General features: G+C 64.7%; 22 protein-coding genes. 9 read left to right on the forward strand and 13 right to left on the reverse strand.

All coding sequences use genetic code 11. From position 1 onward, the window contains the following. From JNN06_RS15040 to typA, 4 genes are all read left to right on the forward strand, one after another. Nucleotides 1-486: isocitrate/isopropylmalate family dehydrogenase (locus JNN06_RS15040; RefSeq protein ID WP_291240409.1), on the forward strand; the 486-nt coding region annotated here is incomplete at its 5' end. 107 nt (nt 487-593) lie between these two features. Then, complete coding sequence (locus JNN06_RS15045) at nt 594-1,211, forward strand: YitT family protein (RefSeq protein ID WP_291240410.1); 618 nt, start codon at nt 594-596, stop codon at nt 1,209-1,211. A 90-nt stretch (nt 1,212-1,301) separates the two neighbouring features. Then, the gene (locus JNN06_RS15050) at nt 1,302-1,913 is read left to right on the forward strand and encodes a YitT family protein (protein ID WP_291240411.1); all 612 of its coding nucleotides are present in this window, start codon (nt 1,302-1,304) and stop codon (nt 1,911-1,913) included. Nucleotides 1,914-2,001: 88 nt separating this feature from the next. Beyond that, entirely contained in the window at nt 2,002-3,819 is a 1,818-nt protein-coding gene (typA, locus tag JNN06_RS15055; RefSeq protein ID WP_291240412.1) for a translational GTPase TypA, read from the forward strand. Between the two features lie 138 nt (nt 3,820-3,957). Here typA and JNN06_RS15060 read toward each other — a convergent pair whose 3' ends face one another. The 4 genes from JNN06_RS15060 to recA form a co-directional block, all read right to left on the reverse strand. After that, nucleotides 3,958-4,752: a class II glutamine amidotransferase gene (locus JNN06_RS15060; protein WP_291240413.1), complete on the reverse strand. Its 795-nt coding sequence runs from the start codon at nt 4,750-4,752 to the stop codon at nt 3,958-3,960. Between the two features lie 199 nt (nt 4,753-4,951). Beyond that, nucleotides 4,952-5,242: a DUF1330 domain-containing protein gene (locus tag JNN06_RS15065; protein ID WP_291240414.1), complete on the reverse strand. Its 291-nt coding sequence runs from the start codon at nt 5,240-5,242 to the stop codon at nt 4,952-4,954. A gap of 3 nt (nt 5,243-5,245) precedes the next feature. Beyond that, nucleotides 5,246-7,906: an alanine--tRNA ligase gene (gene alaS, locus JNN06_RS15070; RefSeq protein WP_291240415.1), complete on the reverse strand. Its 2,661-nt coding sequence runs from the start codon at nt 7,904-7,906 to the stop codon at nt 5,246-5,248. 157 nt (nt 7,907-8,063) lie between these two features. Then, nucleotides 8,064-9,137, reverse strand: coding sequence for a recombinase RecA (gene recA / locus JNN06_RS15075; protein ID WP_291240416.1), 1,074 nt, complete (start codon nt 9,135-9,137; stop codon nt 8,064-8,066). 223 nt (nt 9,138-9,360) lie between these two features. Between recA and JNN06_RS15080 the strand changes: the two genes are divergently transcribed. Further along, on the forward strand, nt 9,361-9,975 hold the full coding sequence (locus JNN06_RS15080) for a hypothetical protein (protein WP_291240417.1): 615 nt from the start codon (nt 9,361-9,363) through the stop codon (nt 9,973-9,975). A gap of 6 nt (nt 9,976-9,981) precedes the next feature. Here JNN06_RS15080 and JNN06_RS15085 read toward each other — a convergent pair whose 3' ends face one another. From JNN06_RS15085 to JNN06_RS15100, 4 genes are all read right to left on the reverse strand, one after another. Beyond that, nucleotides 9,982-12,153: an ATP-binding protein gene (locus tag JNN06_RS15085; RefSeq protein WP_291240437.1), complete on the reverse strand. Its 2,172-nt coding sequence runs from the start codon at nt 12,151-12,153 to the stop codon at nt 9,982-9,984. A gap of 268 nt (nt 12,154-12,421) precedes the next feature. Then, nucleotides 12,422-13,576 (reverse strand): RsmB/NOP family class I SAM-dependent RNA methyltransferase, encoded by a 1,155-nt coding sequence (locus tag JNN06_RS15090; protein WP_291240418.1) that lies wholly within the window; start codon nt 13,574-13,576, stop codon nt 12,422-12,424. A 25-nt stretch (nt 13,577-13,601) separates the two neighbouring features. After that, nucleotides 13,602-15,050, reverse strand: coding sequence for an IMP dehydrogenase (gene guaB, locus JNN06_RS15095; RefSeq protein WP_291240419.1), 1,449 nt, complete (start codon nt 15,048-15,050; stop codon nt 13,602-13,604). Between the two features lie 152 nt (nt 15,051-15,202). Continuing rightward, entirely contained in the window at nt 15,203-16,390 is a 1,188-nt protein-coding gene (locus JNN06_RS15100) for a deoxyguanosinetriphosphate triphosphohydrolase (protein ID WP_291240420.1), read from the reverse strand. Nucleotides 16,391-16,421: 31 nt separating this feature from the next. On the opposite strand from JNN06_RS15100, the gene JNN06_RS15105 reads away from it, so the two are divergent. Next, on the forward strand, nt 16,422-16,793 hold the full coding sequence (locus tag JNN06_RS15105; RefSeq protein WP_291240421.1) for an iron-sulfur cluster assembly accessory protein: 372 nt from the start codon (nt 16,422-16,424) through the stop codon (nt 16,791-16,793). Nucleotides 16,794-16,797: 4 nt separating this feature from the next. Here the strand turns inward: JNN06_RS15105 and JNN06_RS15110 are convergent, their stop codons facing one another. The 3 genes from JNN06_RS15110 to JNN06_RS15120 form a co-directional block, all read right to left on the reverse strand. Continuing rightward, a complete protein-coding gene (locus tag JNN06_RS15110; protein ID WP_291240422.1) occupies nt 16,798-17,727 on the reverse strand; it encodes a DMT family transporter in 930 nt (309 codons plus the stop codon). Then, nucleotides 17,724-18,833, reverse strand: coding sequence for a hypothetical protein (locus JNN06_RS15115; protein ID WP_291240423.1), 1,110 nt, complete (start codon nt 18,831-18,833; stop codon nt 17,724-17,726). Before JNN06_RS15115 ends, JNN06_RS15110 begins: the two co-directional genes overlap by 4 nt. A gap of 126 nt (nt 18,834-18,959) precedes the next feature. Beyond that, entirely contained in the window at nt 18,960-19,214 is a 255-nt protein-coding gene (locus JNN06_RS15120) for a hypothetical protein (protein WP_291240424.1), read from the reverse strand. A gap of 342 nt (nt 19,215-19,556) precedes the next feature. Here JNN06_RS15120 and xth point away from each other — a divergent pair, with 342 nt between their 5' ends. Further along, nucleotides 19,557-20,366 (forward strand): exodeoxyribonuclease III, encoded by an 810-nt coding sequence (gene xth, locus JNN06_RS15125; RefSeq protein WP_291240425.1) that lies wholly within the window; start codon nt 19,557-19,559, stop codon nt 20,364-20,366. A gap of 33 nt (nt 20,367-20,399) precedes the next feature. Here xth and JNN06_RS15130 read toward each other — a convergent pair whose 3' ends face one another. Then, on the reverse strand, nt 20,400-21,584 hold the full coding sequence (locus tag JNN06_RS15130) for an FAD-dependent monooxygenase (RefSeq protein ID WP_291240426.1): 1,185 nt from the start codon (nt 21,582-21,584) through the stop codon (nt 20,400-20,402). A 115-nt stretch (nt 21,585-21,699) separates the two neighbouring features. Then, on the reverse strand, nt 21,700-22,122 hold the full coding sequence (gene dksA / locus JNN06_RS15135; RefSeq protein WP_291240427.1) for an RNA polymerase-binding protein DksA: 423 nt from the start codon (nt 22,120-22,122) through the stop codon (nt 21,700-21,702). A 195-nt stretch (nt 22,123-22,317) separates the two neighbouring features. Between dksA and JNN06_RS15140 the strand changes: the two genes are divergently transcribed. Beyond that, nucleotides 22,318-23,157, forward strand: coding sequence for a MoxR family ATPase (locus JNN06_RS15140; protein WP_291240428.1), 840 nt, complete (start codon nt 22,318-22,320; stop codon nt 23,155-23,157). A gap of 800 nt (nt 23,158-23,957) precedes the next feature. Next, nucleotides 23,958-25,364: a DUF2927 domain-containing protein gene (locus JNN06_RS15145; RefSeq protein WP_291240429.1), complete on the forward strand. Its 1,407-nt coding sequence runs from the start codon at nt 23,958-23,960 to the stop codon at nt 25,362-25,364. Nucleotides 25,365-25,400: the final 36 nt, after the last annotated feature.

Here is a 25,400-nt window from a genome sequence, read left to right on the forward strand (position 1 = left end):
TACGAACACCGCCTGATCGACGATATGGTGGCCTCGGCGCTGAAATGGTCGGGCGGCTATGTCTGGGCCTGCAAGAACTACGACGGCGACGTGCAGTCGGATACCGTGGCGCAGGGCTTTGGCTCGCTGGGTCTGATGACCTCGGTGCTGATGACGCCCGATGGCAAGATCGTGGAGGCCGAGGCGGCGCATGGCACCGTGACCCGCCACTATCGCCAGCACCAGCAGGGCAAGGAGACCTCGACCAACTCCATCGCCTCGATCTTTGCCTGGACCGGCGGCCTGAAGCACCGCGCCAAGCTGGATGGCAACGAGGCGCTGGCGAAATTCGCCGCGACCCTGGAAAAGGTCTGCGTGCAGACCGTGGAAGACGGCTGGATGACCAAGGATCTGGCGCTGCTGGTCGGCCCCGATCAGAAGTGGCTGACCACCATGGGCTATCTGGAGAAAGTCGACGAATACCTGAACAAGGCGCTGGCCGGCTGATCAGGGCGCCCGATTTTTCGCAGAAAAATCGCGGTTCGCATCGCGGAAAGGGGTCGCCAACTCGGCGGCCCCTTTTCAATTGCGCGGCCCTGTGTCACCACCCGCCCATGACCCAGACCCCCTCTGACACGCCCGCCCGCCACAGCCTGCTGGATGACGCCCAAGGCCTTGTCTATGGCGCCACGATGGCGGCCTTTGCCATCACCATGCTGACCCATCTGGGCCTGGTCACCGGCCAGACCGCGGGGCTGGCGGTGCTGATTTCCTATGCAACCGGCTGGGCCTTCGGGCCGGTGTTCTTTGCGGTCAACCTGCCTTTCTACTGGATCGGCTATCGCCGCTTTGGCGCGGCGTTCGTCCTCAAGACCTTCCTCGCGGTTGCCGGACTGTCCATCATGGCGCAGGTTCTGCCGCATTACATCAGCTTTGCCAGCCTTCACCCGGCGCTCGGGGCGGTGCTGGTGGGGTTCATCTCGGGCTCTGCCCTGCTGGCGCTGTTCCGCCACGGGGCCAGCCTTGGCGGTGTGGGCATTGTGGCGCTTTGGCTGCAAGACAAGACCGGCTTTCGCGCAGGTTGGACCCAATTGCTGTTTGACCTCGTGGTTTTCGCACTGGCTCTTACGCTGCGCGATGCCGTGACCGTGGCCTGGTCGGCGCTTGGCGCGCTGGTTCTCAACCTGGTGATCGGTATGAACCATCGCCGCGATCGCTATATCGCCACCTGATCGCATCCCGCCTGAGCCATGCTGCCGCCGCAACCCCGCCATGCGATAATCGGCACTGGCAATCGCGCTGCGCTGCGGCATATTCAGGTCATGAATGCTGACCTTTCATCCCCCCGCCACACGCTGACCGAGGACGCCCAGGGCCTGATCGTTTCGGCGCTGCAAGCGGCACTGGGCATTCACCTGCTGCGCGCGGCGGGGCTGATCACCGGGGGCACGGCCGGGCTGGCGCTGCTGATCGCCTATGCGGGCGGCTGGAGTTTTGGCGCCACATTCTTCCTGATCAACCTGCCCTTCTACGCGCTGGCCTATGCGCGCAAAGGCGCGGCCTTCACGGTGAAAAGCTTTGTCAGCGTGACGGCAGTTTCGGCGCTGGCCGAGGCCATGGCGCCCTTTGTCCCGCTGGGTGGCATCCATCCCGCAGCCGCTGCCGTGCTGTTCGGCGTGGTTTGCGGTGTCGGTCTGCTGGGGCTGTTCCGCCATGCCTCCAGCCTGGGCGGCGTCTCCATCGTCGCGCTGATCGTGCAGGATCGCACGGGGCTGCGGGCGGGCTGGGTGCAACTGGGCTATGACCTCGCGCTGTTCGCCGCCGCACTCATGATCCTGCCCGCCGAGCGCGTGCTGTGGTCGGCGCTTGGCGCGGTGATCCTGAACGCCATCATCGCCATGAACCACCGCCGCGACTGGTACATCGTCAGCTGATTGCCGCATTTGCAAAGGTTTCACTGGCCTTTCTGCCGTGCCTCCTGTAAGGCCCGGCCCAACACAGATAGAAAAAGAGACCCCTCCGATGGAGCTTCGCAACATCGCGATCATCGCGCACGTTGACCATGGCAAGACCACCCTCGTGGATGAGCTGCTGAAACAATCCGGCACCTACCGCGACAATCAGGCGACGACCGAGCGCGCCATGGACAGCAACGACATCGAACGCGAGCGCGGGATCACCATCCTGGCCAAGGCGACCTCGGTGGAGTGGGAAGGCACCCGCATCAACATCGTCGACACCCCCGGCCACGCCGATTTCGGCGGCGAGGTGGAGCGCATCCTGAACATGGTGGATGGCGTGGTGCTGCTAGTCGACGCCGCCGAAGGCCCGATGCCGCAAACCAAATTCGTGACCTCCAAGGCGCTTGCGCTTGGCCTGCGCCCCATCGTGGTGCTGAACAAGGTCGACAAGCCCGATGCCGAACCCGACCGCGCGCTGAACGAAGTGTTCGATCTGTTCGCCAATCTGGGTGCCGATGACGATCAGCTTGATTTCCCGGTGCTTTACGCCTCGGGCCGCTCCGGCTGGGCCGATGTGCAGCTGGATGGCCCGCGCAAGGATCTGAGCGCGCTGTTTGAACTGGTCGTGCGCCATGTGCCCGCGCCCAAGCAGCTGGCCAAGGCCGAAGAGCCGTTCCAGATGCTCGCCACTACCCTCTCGGCCGACCCGTTCATCGGCCGCATCCTGACCGGCCGCGTCGAGGCTGGCACGCTGAAAGTGGGCGCCTCGCTGAAGGCGCTGACCCGCACCGGCGAGCGGATTGAACAGTTCCGCGTCACCAAGATCCTCGCCTTCCGCGGCCTGTCGCAGCAGCCGATCGACGAGGCCGTGGCCGGGGACATCGTGACCATCGCGGGCATGACCAAGGCCACCGTGGCCGATACGCTTTGCGATCTGTCGATCGACACCGCCCTGCCCGCTCAACCCATTGATCCGCCGACCATCTCGGTCACCTTCGGCATCAATGACAGCCCGCTGGCGGGCAAAGACGGCAACAAGGTGCAAAGCCGCGTCATCCGCGAGCGCCTGCTGCGCGAATCCGAGGTGAACGTCGCCATCAAGGTCGAAGACACGCCCGGCGGCGAGGCCTTCATCGTGTCGGGCCGTGGTGAACTTCAGATGGGCGTGCTGATCGAGAACATGCGCCGCGAAGGGTTCGAGCTGTCGATCTCGCGCCCGCGCGTGATCTTCAAGGAAGAAGACGGCGTGCGGATGGAGCCGGTGGAAGAGGTCATCGTCGATGTCGATGACGAATATTCCGGTGCCGTGATTGAAAAGCTGACCGGCGAGCGCAAGGGCGATCTGGTCGAAATGAAACCGGCTGGCGTCGGCAAGACCCGCATTGTGGCCCATGTGCCCTCGCGGGGTCTGATCGGCTATCACGGCCAGTTCCTGACCGATACGCGCGGCTCGGGCGTGCTGAACCGCATCTTCCACGGCTGGGTGCCGCATAAGGGCCCGATCCAGGGCCGCCGCCAGGGCGTGCTGATCTCGATGGAGAACGGCACTTCGGTGGCTTACGCGCTGTGGAACCTGGAAGAGCGCGGCAAGCTGTTCATCGGCGCGCAAGAGGCCGTCTATGTCGGCATGCTGATTGGCGAGCATTCGCGGGATAACGATCTGGAAGTGAACCCGCTGAAAGGCAAAAAGCTGACCAACGTCCGTGCCAGCGGCACGGACGAGGCAGTGCGCCTGACGCCGCCGGTGCGCATGTCGCTGGAAGAGGCCATCGCCTATATCGACGATGACGAGCTGGTGGAAGTGACCCCGAAAATCGTGCGTCTGCGCAAGCGCGAGCTGGACCCGCACGAGCGCAAGCGCGCCGCACGCGCTGAATGACCGGCAGCGGGGGGCCAGCCCCCCGCACCCCCCGGGATATTGAGGCCAAGATGAAAAGGGGCAGAGGATCACTCTGCCCTTTGTCATTTCATCTTGGAGAAAATATCCCGGGGGGTGCGGGGGTGTGAAACCCCCGCTTCAGGCGGCGGCCGCCAGGCGGCAGGGTCGGAAATCCTCGACCGTCACGCGGTCCCCCTCAAAGGTGCAGAAGCTCGCGGAGGGGATTTCCAGCCAGTTTTCCTCGCCGGCTTCCAGTGGCTCTGACACCACGGCACGGCCCTTGCGGGTCGCGGACCAGCGGTGATAGAGGCTTGGCGCCTGATCATCCGTGGCATAGCGCATGGCGTAAAGGCGCTGCCCATCCGACATGGCGACCGTCAACCGCAGATGCGGCGCCTCGCCCTTTTCGCGGGCCAGCCGGATGAAGGCGGCGGAAGCGCGTTCCATGGCGCCGCGCGGGTCGTGATCCAGCCCTTCGGCGATGGCGGCCAGGAACAGGGCCTCGCTGTCGGTGGCGCCCTTGCGATGCGGGTAAAGCGCATCGGGGATCAGCATATCGGCATTGCGGCGAAAGCCGTCATAGCCCCCGACCTGCCCGTTATGCATGAAGCTCCAGCGTCCCCAGGTGAAGGGATGGCAATTGTTGCGGCTGGTGGCGGTGCCGGTGGAGGCGCGCACATGCGCGAGGAACAGGCCGGATTTCACGGTGGCCACCAGGCTGCGCAGGTTCGGGTCGCTCCAGGCAGGCATCACGTCGCGGTAGAGGCCGGGCTCTGACCTGTCGCCATACCAGGCGATGCCAAAGCCATCGGCATTGATCGCCGTGCGGCATTCGGTGGCGCAATGGCTTTGCCGGATCAGCGAGTGCTGTGGCAGGCTGACGATCTCTTCCAGATAGATCGGTGCCCCGATATAGGCGGCCCAACGGCACATTCAGGGCCTCCCGGCGGCAAAAGCCGCAAAATCAATACTCATGGCGCCTGCCCGTTCGCTTGCGTTTCTTGAGCCTCATCCTACAGGATGTTGCGGAAATATGAAGATGCGATGAACGGGAAATGGCGAGGGGCTGCGCGGCGCCCGGAAAATCGGCAGGTTTGCGCCCCGCGAGATGCCGCAGGGCGCAAGAGCAAGATCACTCGGCCTCTTCGACGACCACCAGATCCCGGATGCTGGCGCCTTTGGCATGGGCCAGCGCGGCCTGATATTCGGCGCTGTGATAGCAAGCGACGGCGGCCTCCAGCGAAGGGAAACGCGCCACCACATTGCGGGCGCGCTCATTCCCCTCCAGTTGCACATAGCGGCCGCCGCGCGCGAGGAAGACCCCGCCATGCGCGGCAATCGCCGGGCCCGCGCCCTTGGCATAGGTGCCATAGGCCTCGGGGTTGGTCACTTCCACATGGGCGATCCACAGGGCTGTGGGCATGGGTCAGGCCTCCATCACGGCTTTGGCGGCGGCGATCGCTTGATCCGCCATGGAAATATCGGCTCCACCGGCTTGCGCCATATCGGGACGGCCACCGCCACCCTTGCCGCCAAGCGCCTCGGCGGCGGCCTTGACCAGCGTGACGGCGGACAGGCGCGCCGTCAGATCGGCGGTCACCCCGGCGGCCACCGCCGGTTTGGCGCCAGTATCGGCAATCAGCAAGACCGCGCCGGAGCCCAGCCGTGCCTTCATCTCGTCGATCAGGCCCGGCAGGTCCTTGCCCGAAACGCCTTGCATGACCTGCGCGATGAACTTCACGCCGTTGATCTCTTCGGCCTCCGGCCCGCCGGATTTGCCGCCCATGGCCAGCTCGCGCCGCAGCTGGGCCACCTCGTTCTCCAGCTTTTTGCGCTCGTCCAGCAAGGATTTCGCGCGCTCGGCCAGCTCGGGCGCGGGCACTTTCAGCACCGCCGCCACATCGGCCAGCATCTGCGCCTGCGATGCCATATGGGCCAGCGCCTCGGCGCCAGTCAGCGCCTCGATCCGGCGCACGCCCGAGGACGACGCGCTGTCCGACAGCAGCACAAAAGCCCCGATCTCGCCCAGCTGCCGCACATGGGTGCCGCCGCAGAGTTCGATCGAATAGGTGTTGCCATCCAGACCCTTGCCCGAGCCGCCCAGCCGACCCATCGACACGACGCGCACTTCCTCGCCGTATTTCTCGCCGAACAGCGCCTGCGCCCCAAGGCCGCGCGCATCATCGGGCGACATCAGCCGGGTTTCCACCGCGCCGTTCTGGCGGATATAGCTGTTCACCTCAGCCTCGACCGAGGCCAGTTCCTCGGCGCTCAACCCCTTGCCATGGGCAAAGTCAAACCGCAGGCGATCCGCCGCATTGAGCGAGCCGCGCTGCGCGACGTGATCGCCCAGCACATTGCGCAGCGCCTCGTTCAGAAGATGCGTCGCCGAGTGATTGGCGCGGATCGACTGGCGGCGCGCATGGTCCAGCTCCAGCTTGGCGGGCTGGCCACGGGTGATCGCGCCCTCCACGATCTCGGCCACATGCAGGAAGACGCCCGCCACCTTGCGGGTATCGGTCACGCGGGCAAGGCCGGTATCGGTGCGGATATAGCCCTGATCGCCAACCTGACCGCCGCTTTCGGCATAGAACGGCGTCTGGTTCACCACGATATTCACGGCTTCGCCCTTCGCCTCGTCAGAGGAACCGATCAGCGCACCATCCTTGACGATGGCGAGAACCTGGCCCTCGGCGGTCTCGCCATCATAGCCCAGAAACTCGGTCGCGCCGTGCTTTTCAGCCAGCTCAAACCAGATTTTCGCGTCTTTCGCCTCGCCCGAACCGGACCAGCTCGCCCGCGCCTTGGCGCGCTGCTCGTCCATCGCGGCGTCGAAACCCGCCACATCCACCGCGCGGCCCTTTTCGCGCAGGGCATCCTGCGTCAGGTCCAGCGGGAAACCATAGGTGTCATACAGTTTGAACGCGGTCGGGCCGGGCAGATCGGCCCCTTCCGGCAGGCCGGAAAGCTCCTCGTCCAGCAGTTTCAGGCCGCGATCCAGCGTGGTGCGGAAGCGGGTTTCCTCGAGCCGGAGGGTTTCCTCGATCAGGTTCTGCGCGCGGGCCAGTTCGGGATAGGCGGTGCCCATCTGGCGCACCAGCGCGGGCACCAGCTTGTACATCGTCACGTCGCGCGTGCCGAGCATGTTGAGGTGACGCATGGCGCGGCGCATGATGCGGCGCAGCACATAGCCGCGCCCCTCATTCGAGGGCATCACGCCATCAGCGATCAGGAACGAGGTCGAGCGCAGGTGATCGGCCACCACGCGGTGATGCACCTTGCCGGGGCCATCCGGGTCGGCCGAGGTCAGATGGGCCGAGGCCTCGATCAGGCTGCGCATCAGATCGGTGTCATAATTGTCGTGCTTGCCTTGCAGCAACGCGCCGATCCGTTCCAGCCCCATGCCTGTGTCGATCGACTGCATGTCGAGGTCGATCATCGAGCCGTCCTCGAACTGCTCGTTCTGCATGAAGACGTTGTTCCAGATCTCGATATAGCGGTCACCATCCTCATCGGCGCTGCCGGGCGGGCCGCCCCAGATATGGTCGCCGTGATCGTAGAAAATCTCGGTGCAGGGGCCGCAGGGTCCGGTCGGCCCCATTTGCCAGAAATTGTCGCTGGTCGGAATGCGGATGATCCGGTCATCCGAAAGCCCTGCGACCTTCTTCCAGATCTGCGCGGCCTCGTCATCGGTATGATAGACCGTGACCAGCAGTTTCGATTTCGGAATGTCGAAATCCTTGGTCAGCAGTTCCCATGCGAAATTGATCGCCTCGGCCTTGAAATAGTCGCCAAAGCTGAAATTCCCCAGCATTTCAAAGAAGGTGTGGTGCCGCGCGGTATAGCCCACATTGTCGAGGTCATTGTGCTTGCCGCCCGCCCGCACGCATTTCTGTGCGGTGGTGGCGCGCACATAATCGCGCTTTTCCACCCCGGTGAAGCAGTTCTTGAACTGCACCATGCCCGAATTGGTGAACATCAGCGTCGGGTCATTGCGCGGTACCAGCGGGCTGCTGTCGACGACCGTATGGCCGTTGCGCTTGAAGAAATCGAGATAGGTGGACCGGATGTCGTTCAATGACGGCATGGAAGGGTGGCTCCTGTGCCAAAGGCGGATGCGTTGCCGCCCGGTTTAGCGGCGCGGGCGGGCACTGTCCATCATTGCAAGGCGGCAAGCCATGAAAAAGGGCGCCCGAAAGCGCCCTGATTTCCACGGCTTGCCCCGGGTTCACCCCGGAATTTGATCACATGTCGACGACATCATCCTCGCTGGCGCCCTCCGCCATGTGGAAATCCAGCCCGTTGGCGGCGCGGATCTTGTCCTCAATCTCCAGCGCGGTGCCGGGATTGGCCTTCAGGAAGCTTTTGGCATTCTCGCGCCCCTGCCCGATCCGCTCGTCGCCATAGGAATACCAGCTGCCGGATTTCTCGACGACACCGGCCTTCACGCCAATATCGACCAGTTCCCCGGTTTTCGAGATGCCCTCGCCATACATGATGTCGAATTCCACCTGTTTGAACGGCGGCGCCACCTTGTTTTTCACCACTTTCACGCGGGTCGTATTGCCCACCACTTCGTCCCGATCCTTGATCGAGCCGATGCGGCGAATATCAAGCCGGACCGAGGCATAGAATTTCAGCGCATTGCCGCCGGTGGTGGTTTCCGGGCTGCCAAACATCACGCCGATCTTCATGCGGATCTGGTTGATGAAGATCACCATGCAATTGCTGCGGCCGATGCTGGCGGTCAGCTTGCGCATGGCCTGGCTCATCAGACGGGCCTGGGCGCCGACGGTCGCATCGCCCATATCGCCTTCGATCTCGGCCTTGGGCGTCAGCGCCGCGACCGAGTCGACCACGATCAGGCTCACCGCGCCCGAGCGCACCAGCGTATCCACAATCTCCAGCGCCTGCTCGCCCGTATCGGGCTGCGAGATCAGCAGCTCGTCGAGGTTCACGCCCAGTTTCTTGGCATATTGCGGGTCCAGCGCGTGTTCCGCGTCCACAAAGGCACAAACCCCGCCCTTTTTCTGCTCTTCGGCCACCACATGCAGGGTCAGCGTCGTCTTGCCCGAGCTTTCCGGCCCGTAAATCTCGACAATGCGCCCCTTCGGCAGGCCGCCGATCCCAAGCGCGATATCCAGGCCCAGCGAGCCGGTCGAAGTCGCCTCGATCTCCATCACCGGGTTGTTCTCGCCCAGTTTCATGATCGAGCCCTTGCCGAACTGCCGTTCGATCTGTGCCAGCGCGCTTTCCAGCGCTTTCGTCTTATCCATGTCGCGCTTTCCGTTCAGGTCGAAGAGAGTTGCCGAGGCCATCTGTATCCGTCCTTATCCCATAGCCCGGTCGCGGGAGCAATGCGGCTCGACGCGCGGATGTTCAGTTTCTGTTCATGTGTATATGAGATCAAACCGAGAACATATCAACAGCTTTTTGCACAGATTCAGCTTTTTCATGGAAGGGTTAAGGGATAGTTTACGCAGCGGGCGGCGCCGTTGTTTTTTCGGCCATTCCCCTTGACGCAGGCGAAAAGAGACAAAAATGCTCGTATTCTGGCATCAGCGGCTGACCATGCTGGCCACTCCCAAGACCGGCACTACCGCGATAGAAGCCGCGCTCGAATCGATGGCCCATGTCGCCATCCAGCGCCCGCCGCAGCTGAAACATGCGTCGGTGCGGAAATATCACCGCTTCATGGGGCCTTGGCTGGAAAGTGTGGCGGGCAAGCCCTTTACCGTCATCGCGACAATGCGCGAGCCACTGGACTGGCTGGGCAGCTGGTATCGCTATCGGCAGCGCGAGGATATGGGCGATGATCGCAAAAGCACTGCCGGGATGAATTTCGACGCTTTCGTGCGGGCCTATTGCTCCGACGATCCGCCGCCCTCGGTCGCCGTTGGTTCGCAGGCGCAGTTTCTGATGCCGAAGCCAGACAAGACCGGCGACAAAGGACTCGATCATTTGTTCCGATATGAGCGGATTGATACGCTGATCGCTTTTCTGGAAGACAGGCTGGATTGCGAGATCACCCTGCCCCGCTTGAACGTCTCTCCTCCGGCCCCGCTGGATCTGGAACCTGCCACCGAAAAGCGGTTGCGCAAGGTCGCGGCGGCGGATTTCGAGCTTTATGCAAAGCTGTGCGAGACGGAAAGCTGAACACCGTCAACTGAGTTGATCCTGCACCGCGTCCGTCAAAGCCGTCAGCGAGAATGGCTTTGGCAAGAAGACCGAATTCGGCACGCGGGATTGATTTTCGGAGAGGCAATCCTCCGCATAGCCGGATACAAAGATCGTCGGCACATTCGGCCGGGTTTCCAGCGCCTTCTTGACCCAGCTTGGCCCGTCCATGCCTGGCATCACCACATCGGTGACAAAAAGATCAATGTCGAGGCCGGGGTCTTCGAGCGTCTCCAGGGCGGCCTCCGCGCTGTCGGCCTCCAGCACGGTGAAGCCCCGCAGGCGCAAGGCGCGGGAGGCAAAGGCCCGTACCGGTGCCTCGTCCTCCACCAGCAGTACAACCCCGCCTTCGGATTTGCGGAGGGCGGGACGGGGCAAGGTGTCGCCCCGCGGCGCCAGATCACCTTCCTCCAGCCCTTCATTGATCGGGAAGTACAGGTGAAACACCGTGCCAAGGCCCATCTGGCTGTCGATAAAGATGAAACCACCCGATTGCTTGACGATCCCATAGGCGGTGGACAGGCCAAGGCCGGTGCCCTCGCCAACGCGTTTAGTGGTGTAGAATGGCTCGAACACTTTCTGGAGCCGGTCTGCGGGAATGCCATGACCGGTATCAACCACGCGGATCACCGCATATTGGCCCGCAGGCACCACCGCACGATCCCGGCGCATCTCCTGATCCAGCGTTACGGCCTCGGTCTCGATGCGGATTGTGCCGCCCTCTGGCATTGCATCGCGCGCATTGACGACGAGGTTCATGATGACCTGTTCCAACTGCCGTTTATCAGCGCGGATATGCCCCATGTCGGGGGCATGGGCGAGGCGCAGGTTGATCCGTTCCCCAACCAGGCGGTTGAGCAGGTGGGTCAGGTCTGACAGCACTTCCTGAAGGTCGAGGCGGCCCGGTTTCAACGTCTGTTTGCGCGAGAATGCCAGCAATTGCCCAACCAGACTGGCCGCGCGGTTGGCATTCTGATGGATCTGCACCAGATCGGCATATTCCGGGTCCGACGGATCGTGGCGCAGCAAAAGCAGATCACAATGGCCCGAGATTGCCGTCAGCAGATTGTTGAAATCATGCGCAATTCCTCCGGCGAGCTGCCCGATTGCCTGCATCTTCTGGCTTTGAACGAATTGCGCCTCCAATGTTTTCAGCGCGGTGGCATCGTTCAAAACGGCCAGAACCACACCCCGTCCCTGCTCCACGATGCGGCGCAGGGTGATCTGGTAAAAGATATCCGCATCCGACCTGCGCAGGCGCAGAACCTCGGACCCGGCAGGGATACGCTCTGCCGCAATATCGGCAAGCCAGTCAGACACGGCGCGCCCCAGCCCTTCAAAAAGATCATGGAAGGGCGGTGCCTCGTCCGGCTCGAGGCCAAGCGCCTCGCGGGCGGCCTTGTTGGCCACGCGGAACGAGGCATCCGAGGCGAATTTCATCAGCGCGACCGGCACATGTTCAAAATCGGCCAAGGCATGTTCGTCCAGATTGGCGCGGGGCACTGGCAGCAGGTAGATTTCACGCCGCTCGCCCGGCCCTTCCACCTCGGCCAGAATCGCGCGCACGGGGCCGGCAATGGCCGCAACCTCGACCTCTTCCCCCGACCGCAACTGCTGTTCCAGAAAGACGCGATCCAGCCGTTTGGGGCGTTCACCAATCAAACGCCGCATCGCCTCATTTGAAAATAGGATCACACCCGCCTTGTTGGCCACCAGCATCGGAAGACTAAGGGTTTCTGCGCCGCGACCGCCGCCGCGATCCTGAAACTCCTCCAGACGCCACAGGAAGCGGGCGGCGCCGATGCGATGCGTGGTGAGGCGGATATGGCCGCGCCGCGTCACCACATCCTCGCGGGCAAAGCCGTAAACCATGGCGCGGCTCTGCAATCGGTAAAGCACCGAGGCCGGGCTTGCGAACTGATCCTGCAAGGCGGAAATCAGGCTGGCCCCGTCACGCTTGCCGAAACGTTCTCGCGCAATCGCGTTCTGAAAGCCGATCATCCCGGCGCCATCAGTGGAGAAACATGGCGCGCTGTCATGCCCCATCAGCCGCAGCAAGCCGGATTCCAGCCGCCGCCGCCGCATCTTGCCGATCATGACGATACCGCGCACCACCAAGACCAGCATGCACAGGGTGATGCCAATATAGCCCGCCATGCGCCGCACCTCGGGCGTCCCTGCCAGGACGACGGCGACGGCGCAGATGATGGCGGCCACCAGCAGCAGCCAGATATGTGCGCTGAGCGTTGCGGCGGCAGCGGACAAGGCATCGAACCAAGACCCCTCCTCGGGCTCTGGTATCTGCTCTGCTTGTTCCGACACGGGTTTGCCCGCCATTGACCGCCTCCGGGAATCATCCACGTCATTCGGCACGCAAAAGGTTAACTCGCCCTTAACTGCATCATGCGTGGTGGCGGAAAAATATTCAACCTTTAGGGGAATGCCGGAGCAAGGCCACAAAGAAGCCGTCGCCGCCGTCCAGCGGGGTCAGGCTGCGCTGGTATTCGCAGGACCATTTTCTGTTTTCTGAAATAAAATCATGCACCTGGGCGCCGTTCTCAATGTGAAGCATCGAGCAGGTCGCATAACCGATCCAGCCGCCAGGCCGCACCAGCGCCGCGACATCGCGCAAGATTTTGGCTTGAACCTCGACCAGCGACCGCAGCCGCTCCGGTGTCAGCAGCCATTTGCCCTCGGGCGCGCGCCGCCAGCTGCCGGAGCCCGAACAGGGCACATCGGCCAAAACCAGATCGAAGGGGGCTTTGGGCGCCTCGGTCAAGGTAACTTTCGCACCGGCCCGCCTGGCCCGCGCAGGCAGATCGCGCATGCGCGCGGGCGCGGCATCATGGGCAAACAGCGCCAGACGGGCGCGGCCCGCCATGGCCAAGGTCTTGCCCCCTCCGCCCGCGCAAAAATCCAGCACGCGCATGCCATCTTGCAGGGGCAAGGCGTCGATCACCGCCTGCGAGGCGGCGTCTTGCAGCTCCACCAGACCCTCGGCATAGGCGCGGCAGGCGGCGATCTTGCGCGCGCCTGCCATCACCTCCAGCGCGGTCGGCGACAGCGGATGCGGCACGGCCTCAACCCCGTCCTCAGTCAAGGCGGCAAGGGCCTGCGCCTGCGTGGCGCGGCGCAGATTTACGCGCAGAAACACCGGCGCGCGGTGGCGCATCGCCTCTCCCACGGCGGCGAAATCTGCGCCCAGGTCGGCCTGCAACTGCGGGCCAAGCCAATCTGGAATGTCTGCAATCTCAAAGCCTTGTGGCGCGCGGCCCGCGTCTTCGGGGCCAAGCGGCGCAGGGGCATGGCCCTCGCCGGTGAACAAGGCCTCGGGGTCGGCCCCGCTGGCGCGCAGGGCGCCCAGCACCAGACCGCGCCCGGTGTCGCCGCCGCCAAGGGCGGCAAAGCTGCGACGGCAGCGCAGCGCGTCAAACACCAGATCGCGGATGGCGTTGCGGTCGCCCGAGCCCGCGAAGCGCGAGGCGCGCGCCCAATTGACCAAGGCCTGCTCCGCAGGTGCGCCTGCGATGATCCGGTCGAGGATCTGGATGGCGGCAGAGAGACGGGCGGCGGGCGTCATGCGCCCGCCTCAAGGGCAGCACACATCAGCCGATCCGGTAATTCGGGCTTTCGCGGGTGATCTGCACGTCATGAACATGCGATTCCTTGAGGCCCGCGCCGGTGATGCGCACGAAATTGCAATTGGCGCGCATCTCGGCCACCGTGCGGTTGCCGGTATAACCCATGGCCGCGCGCAAGCCGCCAACCATCTGATGCACCACCGTGGCAACCGGCCCCTTATAGGGCACCTGCCCTTCGATGCCCTCGGGCACCAGCTTGTCGCTGGCGGCGTCTTTCTGGAAATAGCGGTCGGCACTGCCGCGCGCCATGGCGCCCAAAGAGCCCATGCCGCGATAGGATTTGTAGCTGCGGCCGTTCCACAGGATCACTTCGCCGGGGGATTCGTCGGTGCCCGCGATGGCGCTGCCGACCATGGCGCAGGAGGCCCCGCCCGCAATCGCCTTGGCGAAATCGCCCGAGAACTTGATGCCGCCATCCGCGATGACCGGAATGTCGCCCGCCGCGCGCGAGGCGTCCATGATCGCAGTCAGCTGCGGCACGCCCACACCGGCCACAATGCGCGTGGTGCAGATCGAGCCGGGGCCGATCCCCACCTTCACAGCATCGGCACCTGCCCCGATCAGGGCGCGGGTGGCCTCGGCGGTCGCCACATTGCCCGCAATCACCTGCACACCGCTGGCCAGCGCCTTGATGCGTTCCACCGCGCGGGCCACGCCTTCGCTATGGCCATGGGCGGTGTCGATCACCACCAGATCCACACCCGCCTCTATCAGCGCCTGACTGCGCTCGAACCCGGCATCGCCCACGGTGGAGGCCGCCGCAACCCGCAGCCGCCCCATCTCATCCTTGCAGGCATGGGGGTTCAGCACCGATTTCTCGGTATCCTTCAGCGTCAAGAGGCCGGTCAGCTTGCCCGTCCCATCGGTCACCAGCAGCTTTTCGATGCGCCGCGCCTTCATCAGGCTGATCGCGGCCTCGCGATCCGCAGGCTCGCGCAGGATTGCCAGATTGTCCGAGGTCATCATGACCGAAACCGGGGTCTTGTCATCGGTGGCAAAGCGCATGTCGCGATTGGTCACGATGCCCACGACGCGGCCATCGGCATCGACCACCGGAAAGCCAGTGACGTTATAGCGCTCTTGCAAGGCCTTGGCATCGGCCATGGTCTGATCGGCGCGCAGGGTGATCGGGGCGTAAACCACGCCGCTTTCAAACCGCTTCACCCGCCGCACCTCGCGCGCCTGCGCCTCGATGTCGAGATTGCGGTGAATGACGCCAATCCCGCCCGCCTGCGCCATGGCAATCGCCATGCGGCCCTCGGTCACCGTATCCATCGCGCTGGACAGCAGCGGGATGTTCATGCGGATCGCTTTGGTCACGAAAGTCGAGGTATCCGCATCGGAGGGCAGCACATTGCTGGCCGCCGGAACAAGCAGAACATCGTCAAAGGTGAGAGCCTCGCGAATCTCCATGGGAGCCTCCTGAACGGGTCATGGGAAGGGATCGTTTGGCGGTTCCCCTTTTCACGCGCTGCGCCGCAGTGCAAGCGGAAAAGCCGCGCCCATTCATCTTGGCCCAAATATCCCACGGGGGTGCGGGGGTGTGAAACCCCCGCGGCGACGGCTCAGCCAAACAGCCGCCCGTGTTCCTGAATGGCAAAGCGATCGGTCATGCCCGCCACATAATCGGCGACGATCCGGGCCAGCTGTGTTTCATCCTGCGCGGCCTCGATATCGGCGCGCCATTCCTCGGGCAGCAGCTCGGGCCGTTGCAGGAACAGCGGAAAGAGGTCGTCCAGCATGGCCGTCACCCGCGCCCGCATCTCCACCACGGAGGGCGCGCGATACATGCGATGGAACAGGAAGCTGCGCACGGCCTTCAGCTCTTGATACAGCGGTTTGGAAAAGCGGATGATCGTGGTGCCCATATGGCGGATTTCCTCCACCGATTTGGGCTGCGCGGCGTCAAGCCGGTTTTGCGCCACATGGATCACATCCTCCACCATGCGGCCAAAGACCCGGCGCAGCGCCTCATGCCTGCGGCGCATCTTGTCAAGGCCGGGGTAAAGGCGGTCCACCTCCTCGAAGGCGGGGGCGGTGACGGGCAGTTCCATCAGATCGGCCTCGGTGAACAGGCCCGAGCGCAAGCCGTCATGCAGATCGTGATGGCTATAGGCCACGTCATCGGCAATCGCCGCCACCTGCGCCTCGGCGCTGGCATGGGTGTGCAGTTCCAGATCCCACTGGGCATTCACCTCGGCCAAAGCATAGGGCAAGGGGCCTGCATGTTTCTCATCGGCATTGGGGCCAATGACGGGGCCGTTATGCTTGGCGATGCCCTCCAGGCTTTCCCAGGTCAGGTTCAGCCCGTCAAACCCGGCATAATGCCGCTCCAGCCGGGTGACGATGCGCAGCGCCTGCGCGTTATGGTCAAACCCGCCATAGGGCTGCATCAGCCGCGCCAGCGCATCCTCGCCGGTATGGCCGAAGGGGGTATGGCCCAGATCATGCGCGAGCGCGATGCATTCGGCCAGATCGGTGTTCAGTCCCAACACGCCCGAAATGGTGCGCGCCACCTGCGCCACCTCGATCGAATGGGTCAGGCGCGTGCGGTAATAGTCGCCTTCATGTTCGATAAACACCTGGGTTTTATGCTTCAGTCGGCGGAAAGCCGAGGAATGGATGATGCGGTCGCGGTCGCGCTGAAAGGGCGAGCGGAAGGTCGACATCGTTTCGGGCAGGCGCCGCCCGCGCGAGGCGTCGGGCAGGCAGGCGAAGGGAGCAAAGCTTTGGGTCATCGGTTCTTGTTTCATGCCTTTGCCTTCTCTATATGTGGAAAACCCCATGAAGGCTAAGGAAAATCCGGCGATGGACCTGAAACTGCCCGAGGATGCTCACCTGCCTCGTGTCACCCCCCGTGCTTTCGCGCGGCTGGCCGAGATTGCCGAGATGACGGGCGAGCAAAAAGCCCTGCGCGTGGCCGTGGATGGCGGCGGCTGTTCAGGCTTCCAGTATGACATCCGGCTGGATGATCCGGCGGGCGATGATCTGGTGCTGGAGCGCGAGGGCCAGAAGGTGCTGGTCGACCCGGTATCCCTGCCCTTCCTGGCCGATGCGGTCATCGACTATACCGAAGAGCTGATCGGCGCGCGCTTCGTGATCCAGAATCCCAATGCCACAGCCAGCTGCGGCTGCGGCACCTCGTTCTCGATCTGAGGCTTTATTCCGCAGGCACCGGCGGCGCGGCTGGCGCCGTTTCCGGGCTCGGGCTGGGGCGCTGCGCTTGCAACAGCCAGATGCCAGAGGCGACGATCAGCCCCGCCCCCAGCCAGACATGGGCGCCGGTGGCCTCACCGAACATCAGATAGCCGATGCTCACCATCCAGACGAATTGCACATTGGCAATCTGCATCGCGACATAGGCCGGCAGCAGCCGCACGATCATCACCATCAGCCAGCGTGTCGTCAGCAAGAACCCGGTATAGACCGCCAGCAGGCCAAGATCGCCAAGGCTCATCGGGTGCCAGACGAAGGGCAGCGCCAGAAGGCCCAGCAGCGCGCAGGCGAGTTGCGCATAAAACACCTGCGCGAAGGCATGGGTATGGTTACGGCTGATGCCGCGTGACAGCACGATGGAGGCGGCACCGGCCAGGCTGGCGCCAAAGCCGTAAACATGCCCGGCCGCAATGCCATGCACCCCGTCGGGAAACAGGATCAACATGCCGGTCAGGCCGCAGGCCAGCGCCATCCAGACACGGGCGCCGATCTGCTCGCGTAGGATCAATGCCGACAGGGCCGCGCCCATGATCGGCATCAGCGCCATGAAGGGAAACAGCTCGGCAAAGGGCAGATCGCGCAGGGCGAGGAAAAAGCCCAGTGTCGACAGCGCCCCCAGACAGGAGCGCAGCGCCACGCGGCCCGGCGTCGCCGTGCCAAGGATCATGCGCCCCTGCCCGGCTGCCGACAGGCCAAGCCCGACGCCCACCGCCAAAAGCCCCGACAGGGCCATCAGTTGCGGCGCGGCATGGCTGGAGACCAGATCCTTGGCGCTGGCATCGGCGGTCACGCCGACCAGCGTGTTCAGAATGGTCAGCGCCGCGCCGGTGAGCGCGGCCTTTTGGGGATTGGAGAGGCCCGGCGCCCCCGTCACGCCTGCACCCGCTGCGGTCCCGGCGCGGCTGGATGGCTGAGCCGCGCAAAGCCACGGATGAAGCGTGCAAAGCCCGGCGATCCCTCGGCCCCTGCATCCGCCACGGCAAGCGCCTGGGGCGAGACATGCGGCGCGCAGGCGACGCGCAGATCCGGCCACTCGGCCATGCGCCGGAAGCCGGGTTGCATCAGGGCCTGAGTGAACTCCCTGAGGGGAGAAATGACGGGTCGCGGCACGTGAAAGCTCATTGGACCGGAGGTTGCGGGCACACCAAACACGAATTCCCCCATAGTGCCCAACAACCACTGATTGACAAGATAATTGTGATAGGCATCCGAGGAATCTTCGCAAGCCCGCGCCTCGACGCGTGAGGCGGCCGCTTCCCGCCGCAGATGGTGCAGCCACAGCGGCGGCAAAGGCGCTGCCACAAAGCGCAGGGCCAGACAGACCTCGGCCAGCAGATCGCCATTCTGTTCAAGATGCGCCAGACTGCCCAAGGTGACAAGGCTGTCGATGGCGGCTTGCGGCAGGTGCAGGGGCTGGCGCCCGTAATGCGACAGGTAGAACACCACATGCAGCAGATCATAGGCTGCGCGCGGATTGGGCAAGGCGAAGGTTTCCGGGCGCGAGATGAAGGCCATCAGGCGCGCATCCAGCCCCTCCGGCGCCCATGTCACGCCGTTGCGCGCCAGCAGAAAGCGCACCTCAGCGCGTTGCAGATCGTTGACCTCGCTGTCGGGCCAGCCTTCGCGCAGGATCCATTGCGCCAGACGTGGCCCCAGATCGCCGGGATAGCCCAGATCCTCCAGCGCGGTCACCACGCCCAGGATCATGCGGTAATATTGCGGATAAAGCGCGATCTGCGCCGCAGCCCCCTCGTGAAAGGGCTGATAGGCCGCCAGCGCCAGATCGGGCAGCCTGCGCCCGAGGGCAGACAGAATGCCCAGCAGTTCGGCATTCTCCTTCAGCCAGAACGCATCGCCCGGACGGCGGCGGTGATGGGCAAAGGCGGTCAGCAAGGGGGCCAGCCCGCCTGGCACCAGGCCAGACTTGCCCGTTGCCGCAACCCCGGAGGCGCGGCTGGCAAAATGCACGACATTTGACATGGAGCGTTCCGGTTTGCGAATGGCCGGGATCGGTGAAGCGCCTGGATCGGGGCGACCCGGACGGGAGCCGCGCCCCGTCCTCCCCGGATGCGAGACCGGGGAGGCGGAACGGCGATCCTGTTCAGATCAGTTCGAGCAGGGCATCAGCGCGACACCGGCGCCCGAGGTCATGTCGCCGGTCTCGATGTTGGAGCAGGGCATCAGATCGGCAGCGACGCCGGTTTCGATGTTCGAGCAGGGCATCAGCGCGGTGGCGCCGCCCAGCATCATCTCGCTGCCCTCGATATTGGAGCAGGGCATCAGATCGGCCCAGAGGCCCGCCGACATGTCGGCAACGGTGGCAGCAACGGTTTCGACGGTGAGTTTCAGGGCAGCGCTCATGATCGGGTCTCCGTGTGTTGAGCTGGTTTGCCCTCTCACGGTTGCCCTCAAAACGTGATTAATCAAATGATTTTACATCCACAGGTTGCAAGGCGCTTTGTCCACACAGCCGGTTGTGGCTAAGATCCGGCGCCTGTTAACCTAAACGTGCATCAGGTGGTTTATCCACAATCTGCGGTCGCGAAACTTGTCCACATCCGTCCCCACGATCATTGATTCGCAAGTGTTAACAAAGCGTTAATTTTAAGCAGTGAAGCGCGCCCTCGGCCTCCTCTTGTCATGTGCCGGTTGCCGGGCGATAGAGGGGCAAGGGCAGCATCAAGCCGCCCAGCGGAGCGCGCCATGAAACTTGCGACCTTCAACATCAACGGCATCAAGGCCCGGATCGAGGCCCTGCCGCGCTGGCTGGAGGCCGCGCGCCCGGATGTCGTGACGCTGCAAGAAATCAAATCGGTCGACGAGGCCTTCCCCCGCACGCTGTTCGAGGACATGGGATGGCGGGTGGAGACCCATGGTCAGAAGAGCTTCAATGGCGTGGCCATCCTGTCGCGCCTGCCGCTGGAGGATGTGACGCGCGGCCTGCCGGGCGACGAGGCCGATGAACAGGCGCGCTGGATCGAGGCGACGGTGATCGGCGAAGGCCGCGCGGTCCGGCTGTGCGGGCTCTATCTGCCCAATGGCAACCCGGTCGAGTTCGAAGCCTCGGGGCGGCCGATCGCGAGCGGGAAATACGGCTACAAACTGGCATGGATGGCCCGGATGGAGGCGCGCGCCCGGGCGCTTCTGGCGCTGGAGGAGCCAGTGGTGCTGGCAGGCGATTACAACATCATCCCGCAGGACGAGGACGCCGCCCGCCCCGAGGTCTGGCGTAGCGATGCGCTCGCCCTGCCCGAAAGCCGCGCCGCCTTTCGCCGCATCCTGCACCTTGGCTATACCGAGGCCTTCCGTGCGCAGGTGCAGGGGCCGCGCCACTATTCCTTCTGGGATTATCAGGCGGGCGCATGGGAAAAGAACAATGGCATCCGCATTGATCACCTTCTGCTCAGCCCGCAGGCCGCCGACCTCCTGCGCGATGTGAAGATCGACAAGGCCGCGCGCGGCGAAGAGAAACCATCGGATCACGTGCCGGTCTGGATCGAGCTGGACGCCTGACGCGGGGCGGCGATTTTTCGACGAAAAATCGAATCAGCGCGTCACGTCCAGCCCATGCACCCAGTTGAAGCGGTGCAAGGCCAGTCCGGGCGCGACACGGTTGGCGGTGCGGAGCGCCAGATGCCCGATCCCGCGCCGCAGGCCTGACAGGTGATAGGCGCGGGCATTGGCATTGGCTGCCGCCACGATGCGGGCGCAGCGCGGGGCGCGGGCAGCTTGATAGGCCGCCAGCGCCGCCTGTCCCGGCCCCATCCGGTCCAGCGTTTCGGCCAGCACCCAAGCATCTTCCAGCGCCATATTGGCCCCTTGCGCCAGAAAGGGCAGCGTCGGATGGGCCGCATCGCCCAGCAGGGCCACCATGCCCTGCGGCAGCGCCCGCCCCCAGCTTTCTGCCACCGGATGACGAAACAGGCCCCACAGCCAGACCTGCTCCACCCGGTCCAGCCAGCCTTGCACACGCGGTCCAAAGCCTTGAAAGGCAAGGCGCAGCGCCATCGGGTCGTCGGGTAGGTTCCAGCCCTCTTCGACCCATTGCGCCCGTTCCTCGACCGCCACGATGTTGCGCATGCGCCCGCCGCGCAGCGGATAGCTGACCAGATGCCGCCCGGCCTCCATATGCACTTCGGCCACCGGCGCGGCGCCCGGCTCGCAAGGGATCACGGCGCGCCAGGCCGCCTGCCCGGTGAAGTGCGCCGCCCGCTCGCCCGCCAGCGCGGCCCGCAGGCGCGAATGCAGCCCATCGGCCGCAAGCAGGATTTCGGCCTCCATCTCGGCGCCTTGCGTGCTGCGCAGGCGCGGATGCGGGCCGTCGAGATCGACCGTCGCGATACGCTGCAACAGCCGGATCTGCACCCCGGCCTGCCGGGCGCCTTCGGCCAGCAGGTCGATCAGATCGGCGCGATGCGTCAGGTGCCAGCCGGGGGCCGCCTTGGGCCGCGCCAGATCCATGCGCAAGACCAGACTGCCATCGCGGCCATCGCGCAATTCAACGGCCTGAGCGCGGGTTGTCGCGGCCTCCAAAGCCTCGCCCAGCCCAAGCGCGCGCAGCACAACCGCCCCGTTGGGCGTGACTTGCAGCCCCGCGCCCACCTCGCGGATGGCTTCGGCCTGTTCCAGCACGGTCACTTCGGCGCCGCGCAGCGCCAAAGCGCGGGCCAGCGCCAGCCCCGCCACCCCTGCGCCCAGAACCGTGACCGCCTGCCCCGCCAACCTGCCCATCCGCGCCCCCAAAAGCAAAAGCCGGGTCCATGACCCGGCTTTGCTCGTCGCATGTCTGCGGGCAGGGCCGCAAGACCAAGTGCTTGCGGCACCCGGTCGCGGCGCCTGTCGCGCCTCAGTCGTCGCGATGCACCTTCTCGCGGCGCTCGTGGCGCTCCTGCGCCTCCAGCGTCATGGTGGCAATCGGGCGGGCATCGAGGCGCTTGAGGCTGATCGGCTCGCCGGTCACCTCGCAATAGCCATATTCGCCATTTTCGATGCGGCGGATCGCGGCATCAATCTTGCCGATCAGCTTGCGCTGGCGGTCGCGCGTGCGCAGCTCCAGCGCGCGGTCGGTTTCCTCGCTGGCGCGATCGGCCAGATCGGGCACGTTGCGGGCGCTGTCGGTCAGGTTGTCCAGGGTCTCGGCGCTTTGGTCCAGCAGCTCCTGTTTCCAGACCAGCAGTTTGCGGCGGAAATATTCCAGTTGCCGTTCATTCATGAACGGCTCGTCCTCCGCCGGGCGGTAATCATCGGGAAGAAAAACTTCGGCCTTCATCGCAGCACTCCAAATCGTGCGGGGCGCGCGGGGGCGGGACAACCTGATGCCGACCGCCGCGTCAGGTGCCGCCCTCCTATAGGGTTTGCGCGGTCTTGTCACTAGGGGTTCTCGCCTATCTCGCATAGCGCGCATTGCGCCGATTTCGTGGTGCGACTAGGTTGTGCCCACCACAGATTGCGAAAGGCCCGGCCCATGCGTTTCACCTCGACCTCCAGCTATATTGCCTCCGACGATCTGGCCGTGGCGGTGAATGCGGCGGTGACGCTGCAACGCCCGCTGCTGGTCAAGGGCGAGCCGGGCACCGGCAAGACCGAGCTGGCCCGGCAGGTGGCGGCCAGCCTGGGCCTGCCGATGCTGGAATGGAATGTGAAATCCACCACCAAGGCGCAGCAGGGCCTGTATGAATATGATGCGGTCAGCCGGTTGCGCGACAGCCAACTGGGCGAGGCGCGGGTGCATGAGGTGCGCAACTATATCCGCAAGGGCAAGCTGTGGCAGGCCTTCGAGGCCGAGGGCCGCGTGGTTCTGCTGATCGACGAGATCGACAAGGCCGATATCGAATTCCCCAATGACCTGTTGCAGGAGCTGGACCGGATGGAGTTCCACGTCTACGAGACGGGCGAGACCATCCGGGCGCGGCACCGCCCCATCGTCATCATCACGTCGAACAATGAAAAAGAGCTGCCGGACGCGTTTTTGCGCCGCTGCTTCTTCCACTATATCCGCTTCCCCGATGCCGAGACGCTGCGCGCCATTGTCGAGGTGCATTTCCCCGGCATCAAGGAAGGGCTGCTGGCGGCGGCGCTGACGCAATTCTTCGAAATCCGCGAGACGCCGGGCCTGAAGAAGAAGCCATCCACCTCCGAGGTGTTGGACTGGCTCAAGCTGTTGCTGGCCGAGGATCTGGGGCCGGAGGATCTGAAACGCGAGGGGCGCAGCCTGTTGCCGCGCCTGCATGGGGCGCTGCTGAAGAACGAACAGGATGTTCATCTGTTTGAACGCTTGGCCTTCATGGCGCGGGGGCGCGGCTGAGGTCGCGGCGCCCCGGAGCGGCCTCTTAACCAGATGCCGCGATTTTGCCTCAAACGGTAATCGTTCCTTAATCGGAAACAGCCTGTTTTGTTAACTTCGCCCGGCAACCCTTTGGCAAACTGGCAGAATCAGCCTGCCAGAATCGGGCGGTCTTGCCCCGCATTTGCCACGATCTCGCCACAATCTGCTCACGAAATGCCGAATTGATGAAACTTTGTGAAATATTTCGCGAGAATTATTAGCGAAATCTGGCGCAAACCGGGCCAAGGCATACCTTGGCTAGTGGTAACGAAGATGAACGCGTTTCCACAGATTGACACAATCGCGCCGCTCTTACGACATAGGCGTCACGTTCAGTGGTCGGCAGATCCAGAAACGTCTACTTGGGACAGGCACGATTTGAAACACAGACCATCACAGCTTCCGGCGACCCTGCTGCGGGTTCTGCCGATCGACCGGGGGGCCGCAGTCGCGGGCCTTGCGGGCGGGGCTGGGGTGGTCACGGTTTCTAAGACGCCGGCTCAGGCAACGATCCTCCGGCCTTCGGGCCGGAGCTGTGCTGCGGCCCGCCGCGGCATGCCGATGGGGGTCGGCATGTCATCCGGCATTCAGGCCAAGGCCAAGCGGTCCGGGGGGCAATTGCCCCGGCCCGGCGGAACGGGGCGCGCGGCGCCTGATGCGGGGGCATCAGGTGCGGCAGATCCGGTTCCGGCACCCGAATCCCGGAAGGACCGGCGCGGCCAGCGTGCCGTCCGGTCCTTCCTGTCCTGCTCACTTCGCATTTCAGGGGCTGCCAACCCATGCGTCTTGCTACGATTTTCGCCGTCACCACATTGCTGACGGCCTGTGCGCCGACCTCGAACCCGTCCGACCCGGCTCAGGTGTCGATGAACCGCCCGCGAGAGGCCGCCTCTGGCGCGCCGGTCGCGCTGGCGGCGCCAGTGGCGAGCTTTGCGCCCGTCGTGGCGCCCAGCCGGGCCTTGCGCTCGAATGCCGAGATCGCGCAGGATTTCGTCGATCTGGAATTCCGCATGGAAAGCGGGCGCCCCCTGCCCGTCTTCACCCGCTTTGAAGGCCCGGTGACGGTGGCGCTGCAAGGTCAGGTGCCGCCCTCGGCGCCGCAGGATCTGGCGCGGCTGGTGTCGCGGCTGCGCAATGAGGCGGGTATCAATATCAGCCAGACCTCCGGCCCGGCCTCGATCACCGTTGAATTCGTGCCGCGTCGCACCATCCGCACCACCTATGCCAATGTGGCCTGTTTCGTGGTGCCCAATGTCAGCTCCTGGGCCGAGTTCAAAGCCGCGCGCGGCACCGGCATTCTGGATTGGGCCTCGGTGCGCAGCCGCACCAAGGCCGCCGTCTTTGCCCCTGCCGATGCCAGCCCGCAAGAGGTGCGCGATTGCCTGCACGAGGAAATGGCGCAGGCGCTCGGGCCGCTGAATGACCTCTATCAACTGCCCGACAGCGTGTTCAACGATGACAATTTCCACACCACGCTGACTGGCTTCGACATGCTGGTGCTGCGCGCCCATTACGCGCCGCAACTGCGTTCGGGCATGTCGCAGGCACAGGTGGCGGCGGTGCTGCCCGGCGTGCTGGCGCAGATGAACCCGGCTGGCGGGGCCGGGCGCAGCCATGATGGCGGCCGCACGCCGCCGGCCTGGGTGAAGTCGATGGAAGTGGCGCTTGGGGCTGGCGGTGGCGCCGGGGCCAAGCGGGCCGCGGCCGAGCGCGCCTTGCAGATCGCCCGCGCGCAGGGCTGGAGCGACGGGCGCCTTGCCTTCTCGCATTTCGCCGTGGGCCGCCTGAATATCGGGCAAGACCCGGTGGCCGCCGCCAGCGCCTTTGCCGAGGCCTCGCGCATCTATCGCCGCCTGCCGGGCGCCCATGTGCAGGCCGCGCATGTGGACATGCAGCTGGCCGCGCTGGCGCTGAGCCAGGGCCGGGCCGATCAGGCGGTGGCCTTTGCCGACCGTGCCATCCCGGTGGTGCGCCGGGCCGAGAATGCCTCGCTGCTGGCGACGCTGATGATGCTGAAGGCCGAAGCGCTGGAGCTGGCGGGCAATGATGCGGCGGCGCGCGCGGTGCGCCTCGACAGTCAGGCCTGGGCGCGCTATGGCTTCGGCTCTGACGCCGTGGCCCGGGCCCGCCAGCGCGACATCTCCGCACTGGCCCCGTCGCGGCTTGGATTGGCAATCCGGGGCTGACCGCCAGCCCCGCAAGACGGCGGCCCAAGGCGGGCC

The organism is Gemmobacter sp. (assembly GCF_016792925.1).
Lineage (GTDB): Bacteria > Pseudomonadota > Alphaproteobacteria > Rhodobacterales > Rhodobacteraceae > Gemmobacter.